At 45.5% G+C, this 8077-nt stretch carries 6 protein-coding genes and 1 pseudogene; all 7 read left to right on the top strand.

Going from position 1 to position 8077, the window contains the following annotated elements:
- A pseudogene (locus tag ACESM0_RS11460) lies at positions 1 to 366 on the top strand (hypothetical protein); the annotation flags it as partial.
- On the top strand, positions 363 to 1661 hold the full coding sequence (locus tag ACESM0_RS11455) for a M20/M25/M40 family metallo-hydrolase (protein ID WP_372906346.1): 1299 nt from the start codon (positions 363 to 365) through the stop codon (positions 1659 to 1661). The pseudogene ACESM0_RS11460 and the gene ACESM0_RS11455, both read left to right, overlap by 4 nt.
- Positions 1662 to 1681: 20 nt before the next feature.
- Positions 1682 to 2593, top strand: a complete 912-nt coding sequence (locus tag ACESM0_RS11450; RefSeq protein ID WP_372906345.1) for a hypothetical protein — start codon at positions 1682 to 1684, stop codon at positions 2591 to 2593.
- Between the two features lie 57 nt (positions 2594 to 2650).
- Positions 2651 to 4282 carry an N-acyl-D-amino-acid deacylase family protein gene (locus ACESM0_RS11445; RefSeq protein WP_372906344.1) on the top strand — a complete coding sequence of 544 codons (1632 nt, stop codon included), beginning with the start codon at positions 2651 to 2653 and terminating at the stop codon, positions 4280 to 4282.
- A 227-nt stretch (positions 4283 to 4509) separates the two neighbouring features.
- Positions 4510 to 6819, top strand: coding sequence for a penicillin acylase family protein (locus tag ACESM0_RS11440; RefSeq protein WP_372906343.1), 2310 nt, complete (start codon positions 4510 to 4512; stop codon positions 6817 to 6819).
- Positions 6820 to 7183: 364 nt separating this feature from the next.
- A complete protein-coding gene (locus tag ACESM0_RS11435) occupies positions 7184 to 7633 on the top strand; it encodes a helix-turn-helix domain-containing protein (RefSeq protein ID WP_372906342.1) in 450 nt (149 codons plus the stop codon).
- Between the two features lie 44 nt (positions 7634 to 7677).
- Positions 7678 to 7941, top strand: coding sequence for an MGMT family protein (locus tag ACESM0_RS11430; protein ID WP_372906341.1), 264 nt, complete (start codon positions 7678 to 7680; stop codon positions 7939 to 7941).
- The last annotated feature ends 136 nt before the right edge of the window (positions 7942 to 8077 follow it).

Here is an 8077-nt window from a genome sequence, read left to right as displayed (position 1 = left end):
CGGTTTGGCCATTTATTCCTGAATGATGGAGTATGGAATGGAGAGAGAATTTTACCGGAAGGCTGGGTGGAGGAGAGTACTTTGCCTTATTCAGTTTTTGATGAAGACCGTTACGATCAGGGAGGATACGGATATATGTGGTGGGTTTCGGTTGACGGCCGCCATTTTGGAAGTGTAGAGAGCGTACCGGAAGGAACTTACACGGCTCGAGGCGCACGAGGACATATATTGGCGGTTGCACCAAGCATGGATCTGGTTTTTGTCCATAGAACCGATACAGCGGTTTCGGGTCAGAGAACCTCTTATGATGATATTGGCAGAGTTTTTGAGCAGGTGGTTAACTCCTACAATGGAGATACAAGATGAGACTCAGAACTACTGCAAAACCGCTTATGAAATTGGCAATTTTCATCCTTTTCATTGGACTGAATGCAGATGTATTTGGTCAGTCAGACTCATACAAGGATGAAATAGAACAGCTTTCTAAAAAGGAATTGATAAAAAGTGCATTTCAATATATTGAGCAGATAGATTCTAAAACTACGGAAGATCTGATTATGCTTACCGAAATTCCGGCCCCACCTTTTAAAGAGGAACGGAGAGCAGAAAAATATAAAGAAATGCTCCGGGAAGCCGGTGCCGATTCTGTATGGATAGATGAGGTAGGGAATGTTTTAGGTCTCAGAAAGGGAAGTGAAGGTGAGAAAACAGTTGCACTGAACGGCCACTTGGATACCGTCTTTCCGGAAGAAACAGATGTAACGGTAAAGATGCGCGGAGACACACTGTACGCTCCTGGAATCGGAGATGACTCTCGTGGACTAATGGTAGCGCTCACGGTTCTCAGGGCAATGGAACATGAAAATATTCAAACCCGCGACGATGTTATTTTTGTAGGAACCGTTGGCGAGGAAGGGTTGGGTGACCTTAGAGGAGTGAAGCATCTTTTTAGTGAATCGGGTCCTGGTATTGATTCCTGGATTGCCGTTGACGGAGGGAGCATCGGAAGGATTGTCAATCAGGCACTTGGGTCGCATCGATATCGGGTGACATTTGAAGGACCCGGTGGTCATTCGTGGGGTAGCTTTGGGCTTGCAAATCCGGCACACGCATTGGGAAGAGCTATGCACTATTTCAGTTTGGAGGCGGATAAATTTACGAGTGATGGTCCCAGGACCAGCTATAATGTTGGGCGGATTAACGGAGGTACTTCCGTGAACTCAATTCCTTTTGAGACATGGATGGAGGTGGATATGCGCTCGGTAAGCAATGAAAGTCTGGAGCAGATTGATGAGATCTTTCAAGAAGCGATGTTGAAAGCACTAGATAAAGAAAATGAAATGCGTCGACGGGGACCGGAACTCACAGTGGATATTGAAATGATCGGGGATCGTCCTTCCGGAGAGATAGAATCGTCAAATCCACTGGTGCAGCGGGCAATGGCTACGGCACAGTATTTTGGTTCAGATCCAAGTTTAACCCGCAGCTCAACAGATTCAAATATCCCAATCTCATTAGATATTCCTGCAGTTACAATTGGCAGAGGCGGTGCAGGTGGTAACGGGCACTCCCTAAACGAGTGGTGGTTGAATAAAGATGGTCATTTGGCCATTCAACGAGCTCTGCTGCTTGTGGTTAGTGAAGCCGTATTATCCCAATAACGTTTAAAATGAAAGAGAAAATGAAATTGATTCATCAAAAACCCATTGCCACTGCAGTTGTCATTTTACTGGGGGTGTTGTTTATACAGGGATGCAGTCCGGAAAATGAGCAGGTGATTGAACCGGGCCAGGGAGTATTTGTTTTTGATAATTACGAACCACTTTCAGATAAACCTATCAGAGTATTTACATATAGCCCGGAAGGTGATATAACAACGATGCCCATCCTGTTTGTAATGCACGGTACGCTTAGAAACGCCGATGATTATCGCGATAACTGGATTGAAATTGCAGACGAGCACAACGTACTGATAGTGACTCCGGAATTCAGTGATGAGGACTTCCCGGGCTCAAGAGGATACAATCTGGGTGGTATGTTTGATGAAGACGGGAATCAGGTTGATGAGGAGTTTTGGGCCTATTCACTCATAGAGCCAATTTTTGATCACGTTGTGGAGTTGACCGGAAGTGAACAGACAGGCTATGATATTTTTGGTCATTCTGCAGGTGCTCAGTTTACACACAGATTATTCCTGTTTAAGGAGGGCTTGAGGGCAAAACACGTCATTTCTGCGAATGCGGGATGGTATACACTCCCCGATTTTGACATAGAATTTCCATACGGTTTAAATAATACGGCAGTCGATCAGGAGAAGTTGAACCTGAGGTTGGAGAGCCGGTTACTGATTCAGTTAGGTGAAGAGGACACCGACCCCGAAGATCGCTATCTGCGAACAAGTGAAGAGGCGATGGCTCAGGGTAATCACCGTTTCGAACGTGGGCATAATTTTTTATCCGTTGCAGAAGAGATGGTTCAAGATAATGAACTGGAATTGCAATGGTTCATCCGAACAGTACCTGATGTGGGGCATGATAATGCAAAAATGGCTATCGACATCGCTGACTACCTATTTGGAAATGGAAATCAATAATAATCGAAAACGATAAAAATCAGATCGGAGGTATCGCTTTCGATCAGGAAAGGAAATATGAAAATAGCTCAGCTACTAATTCAAACCTTGTTGATCCTGACTTTTTCAGGAGTTTTTTCAGCATGTTCAGCAACCGGTTCTGCCGTAGATGGTGACAGGATGGCTCAGGAAGAAACAGAACACTTCGACATCCTCGTCAAGAATGGGAAAGTGTTGGATGGAACAGGTAATCCCTGGTTCTATGCAGATATAGGAATCAATGGCGACCAGATTGTTTGGATAGGCAAATCAGATAACATTACGGCCGATGAAGTGATTGACGCCTCCGGCCTATACGTTTCACCGGGCTTTATTGATGTCCATACTCATGCAGGGTCGGGACTGGCATCGGAGTCTTTGAGTCACGGCAGGCCGTTGCTGGCTCAGGGTTTAACCACGGTGATGATTAATCCGGATGGCGGCGGAAAATTAGATATAGCCGGGCAACGGGCCTCACTGGAAGAACACGGTATTGGGGTGAATGTAGTTCAATTTGTTCCGCATGGCAGTGTGAGAAGGGAGGTTTTAGGACAAGCCAACCGGGCGCCCAGTTCAGATGAGCTGGAGCAAATGAAATCAATTGTGGAAGAGGGCATGAAAGAAGGAGCTTTTGGGCTCTCAAGTGGACTATTTTACACGCCGGCTGCCTATGCTGAAATAGAAGAGGTCATTGAACTTGCGAAAGTAGCTTCAAAATATAATGGTGTTTACAGCAGCCACATTCGGGATGAATCCGATTACAACGTTGGATTGATTTATTCCGTGGATGAGGTGATTCGGGTCGCTGAAGAGGCTGAGCTTCCTGGAATTGTAACTCACATTAAAGCTTTGGGAACCGGAGTGTGGGGTTACTCGGCAGCAGTGGTAAGCAGAGTTGAAAGGGCAAGGGATCAGGGGATTGAAGTGTATGGCGATCAATACCCCTACCCGGCGTCATCTACAAACCTGACCGCTGTATTGATTCCATCCTGGGCTCGTGAAGGAGGAAGGACTGAAATGCTGAACAGACTCGACGACCCTGAAATGATTGATGATATTAAAGTTGAAATGGAGGCAAACCTGGCCAGGCGAGGTGGTGCCGAAAGTATTCAGATTGCCGACTATTCAGCAGACCGTTCACTTGAAGGTCTTCGCTTGAATGTAATAGCTGATCAGATGGACACCAACGCAATTGATGCGGCTCTGAACATGATAAAAGAACAGAATCCAAAAATTGTCTCATTTAACATGCATGAAGATGATGTGGCTCGTTTTATGAAACAACCGTGGATGATGACAAGCTCCGACGGCGGTTTGGTTGAGATGGGCGAAGGAGTTGTTCATCCACGTAATTACGGCTCTTTTCCACGAAAAATTTCAAAATATGTGAAGGAAGGCAGAACGGTTGATCTGGCTTTTGCAATCCGGAGTATGACCAGTTTGCCTGCGTCGGTGTTTAACCTTCATGATCGTGGATTGATAAAAACAGGACAAATAGCGGATATCACCATTTTTGACCTGGAGCAAATTCAGGATAAAGCCACGTTTGATGATCCTCACCAGCTTTCCGAAGGAGTAGAGTATGTTCTTATTGGCGGAAATTTTGCCATGAAAGCCGGCGAATTCGAGCAGGAGTTGGTTGGAAAAGTTCTCAAAAATAAAATCGATTAAAATCGGAAACAAAACCTTGGAGGTTATTGAAACCTCCAAGGTTCAGTGGCTCCCCCTTCGAAGGGGGTATGGGGGATGATATAGATCTGATTAAAGTTTTAATCTAAATTTTCCGACTCAGTTTGTACAAAGCAGGTCATCCCCCTTGGCCCGCCATTTGGCGGACTCTTCCCCCTTCAAAGGGGGAGTTTTTTATCATAGTTCTCAAATAAAATCAAACCATTAACATGCGATATTTAATACCACTCATTCTTCTCTCAGTTAGTCTTTTTTCCTGCGGAGCTTCTTCATCTGCATCTGAGAATGAACCTGAACCTGAACTTCAACAGCAAGCTGATCCCGATGACCTATCTCAGCAGGTTATTATTCGGCGGACAGATTACGGGGTTCCTCACGTGAATGCCGATAACCTGGAGGCGGCTGGATTTGCTCTCGGTTATCTTCAAATGGAGGATTATGGTGAGCGAGTTGCGGAACTGCTGCTGAAAGCTCGTGGGGAGTGGGCGAAATATAATGATCTTAGCGGCATAGAAAGATCGGAAGCGATAGATGATGACGCATCCAGCAGACTTGAGTATAAACGTGCTGTAGAAACCTGGCAGGATCTGGAAAAAGACACGCGCGATTTTATTCAGGGCTTTGCCAAAGGTGTTAATCGCTATATCGAATTGAACCCGGACGAGTTTGATGATTGGGTAAAATCCCATTATACAGCCTATGATGTTCATGCCAGAAATATTGTATCACCCAGCAGCAGTTCAATCCGCAGGTTTCTTTCTGCTTTTAAACGTCAGCAAATCCGAGACAATGATGATGATGAGATGGCGTTGAATCACAGCTCGAACGAGATCTTTCAGCTTGAAGATCAAACCGTATGGGCCAGGTTAGCGGCTCGGTCTGAAGAGCCTCATCCCGATGTGGGTTCCAATGTGTGGGCATTTGCACCGGAGAGAACCACCTCAGGGAATGCCATTCTGATGAGAAACCCCCATCTCTCCTGGGATGCAGGATATTATGAGGCTCAAGTGAAAGTGCCGGGTAAATTTAATTTTTACGGCGATTTCAGAATTGGTCAGGCTGTGGGAATCATCGGCGGATTTAATGAGAAACTGGGTTGGTCTACCACAAATAATAGCCCTGATCTGGATGAAGTTTACTCGTTTGATGCCGAGCCAAACAAGCCGGATCACTACATCCTGGATGGTGCATCTGTTCCGCTCGAAAAAGAGTTAGTAACGGTAGAATACAAATTTGGTGAAGCCATCGGTACGGAAACCCGGGAGTTTTGGTCTACACCTTACGGGCCGGTCATCCTTCGGGAAGACGGAAAGGTTTATGTAATGAAGTCGGCCGGTGACGGTGAATTCAGAACAGGGGAGCAGTTTTTCAAGATGATGAAGGCTCAAAATCTGGATGAGTGGAAAGAGGCGATGCAGATGCGGGCCAGGGTATCGTCCAATTTGACCTATGCCGATGCTGATGGAAATATTTTTTACGTATGGAATGCGAGCATGCCCGATCGTCCGCATGAAGCCGGAGGTGATACAACTGCATTTCACGTGACCTCATCGGATGAGATGTGGCAAAAGTTTACAGATTGGGAGCTGTTGCCACAGCTTGAGAACCCTGAGGGTGGATATTTACGAAATGAAAATGATACCTATCACTTCACGAATCTGAATGAAGTGCTCCGGCCGGAAGATTACCCGTCCTTTTATCCCGAACCACAGCTTCGGCTTCGCAGCCAACACTCGCTTGAGTTGATTCACAATGATGAGAAATTTTCTCTTGAAGATGTGGTTGAACTAAAACACAGTGAGCGAATGCTAATGGCAGACAGGGTGAAGGCCAATTTGATCACTGCTGTTGAACAGACAGAACCGGAAGGCGAAATTGCACAGGCCCTTCAGTTGATGCGTGAATGGGACAATACCGTGGCCAGGGATAGTCGCGGAGGAGCTTTGTTTAAGACCTGGTGGAACAGATACTCATCAACAGCCGACAGCCAGCGAGTTCAAAGCTCTCCGGAATCTGTTGGATATTCGGCAACTCCGGAGAAATTGTTTACTGAGCCCTGGTTGTACGATGACCCGATGAAAACACCGTTTGGCCTGGCTGACTTTGAACGGGCTGCTGAGGCGTTCGAATGGGCAGTTGAAGAAACGAAAGATCGGTATGGGCACTGGAATTTACCCTGGGGCGAAGTTCACAGAGCTGTGATTGGTGATCTGGACTTGGCGGTTGGCGGATGTACAGGCTTGCTTGGCTGTTATAGAGTGATCTGGTATACGGATCATGAAGAGGACGAGCAGAAGCTTCAGGTTCGTGGTGGTGACGGCTGGGTATTTGCCGTTGAATTTGGTGAGACACCCAAAGCCTATACCATACTGGCTTACGGACAAAGCAATAAAGAAGACTCTCCCCACTACAATGACCAGCTTCATAATTTTGTTAATAATGTGATGACACCTGTTGCCTTTACGGATGAGGATGTTGAAGAAAGTGTGATAAGGGAATACCGTCCCGGTGTGAAATAGATGATCCCCGTCAGACCGCTCCAAACCCGAGTTCGATTATTGAATATTGAATGTAAAAGTCCCCCTTATTAAAGGGGGATTTAGGGAGATGTTTATCATAAAGTGTAAAAATTCGATGGACACCCCTCTAAATTTCGTTTCACGTGTCGCTAAACGCTCGGATCCCCATGTTAGGGGAGACTTTTCCAATAATCGAACTCAGGTTATAAATACGGATTTTCGTTAACTGCACCCCTCAGACCGCTTCGTGCGGTCAGACGGATTACATTAAACCTTGGAGGTTTCCAAAACCTCCAAGGTTTTTGTTTTTATAAACCGCAAGAATCGGGTTTTCCAACCGGCTCAATCTTACTACATTCACTTCATGAGTTATGATTATGACCGAATAGAAAAAGCGATCATATTTCTTCGCGAGAATTTTAAAAGCCAGCCCCGGCTTGATGAAGTGGCAGCCCACATTGGATTGAGTTCATTTCATTTCCAGAAAATGTTTACAAAGTGGGCCGGAGTCAGTCCTAAAAATTTTTTACAGTTTATAAGTATCGAGTATTTGAAGCGGCTTCTTAAAAAGAAGAAGACCCTGTCTGATGTAAGCCATCAAGCCGGACTCTCCGGAACCGGCAGGCTTCACGATCTCTTTGTAAATATTGAAGAGATGAAGCCGGGGGAGTATAAAAATGGGGGTGGCGGATTATCTATTCATTACAGTTTCGGTAAAACTCCGTATGGAAAGATTCTTATTGCATCAACGGAAATAGATGTTTGTCATACATCCTTCATTATGAATAATGAAAACGGCCCGAAACAACTTTAGCTCAAGACTTTCCAAAAGGATCATTGATACAAAGTGAAAATACAATGCATGATATAGTGTTGCAGCTTTTTCATTCAAATCTACAAAAGAGTGAATCGATACAGCTACATTTAAAAAGGGACTCCATTCCGACAGCCTACAGAGCCGTTGGTAGCGCTGTGGGGCAAAATTCTGCAGCATTCATTATTCACAGCCACAGGGTGATCGCATCAACGGGAGTAATTGGAAATGACAGGCAGGCAAGTGATCGGAAAATAGCCATGTTTGGGAGAGAGATTGCGCAAAATAAAAATGCCCAACTTCAATGAAGAAGCCGGGCATTTAAATTAGCTAAGATTTACTCAGTGAATCACTGGGCATCCCAGAATACACGATCGGTCATAGACCGGTTAGGCACGTTGGCCTCGTTTCTCTGAAGTTCAGAGTCTGGATAGCGTACCAATC

Origin of the sequence: Rhodohalobacter sp., assembly GCF_041686455.1 — a bacterium.
Taxonomy (GTDB): domain Bacteria; phylum Bacteroidota; class Rhodothermia; order Balneolales; family Balneolaceae; genus Rhodohalobacter.
Note: the sequence above shows the minus strand (reverse complement) of the source record. Positions and strands in the feature narration are given on the sequence as shown.

What these genes read in the sequence shown, in the direction of transcription:
- ACESM0_RS11455 (WP_372906346.1), top strand. Translation starts at nt 363, where the DNA reads ATGAGACTCAGAACTACTGCAAAACCGCTTATGAAATTGGCAATTTTC.
- ACESM0_RS11450 (WP_372906345.1), top strand. Translation starts at nt 1,682, where the DNA reads ATGAAATTGATTCATCAAAAACCCATTGCCACTGCAGTTGTCATTTTA.
- ACESM0_RS11445 (WP_372906344.1), top strand. Translation starts at nt 2,651, where the DNA reads ATGAAAATAGCTCAGCTACTAATTCAAACCTTGTTGATCCTGACTTTT.
- ACESM0_RS11440 (WP_372906343.1), top strand. Translation starts at nt 4,510, where the DNA reads ATGCGATATTTAATACCACTCATTCTTCTCTCAGTTAGTCTTTTTTCC.
- ACESM0_RS11435 (WP_372906342.1), top strand. Translation starts at nt 7,184, where the DNA reads ATGAGTTATGATTATGACCGAATAGAAAAAGCGATCATATTTCTTCGC.
- ACESM0_RS11430 (WP_372906341.1), top strand. Translation starts at nt 7,678, where the DNA reads ATGCATGATATAGTGTTGCAGCTTTTTCATTCAAATCTACAAAAGAGT.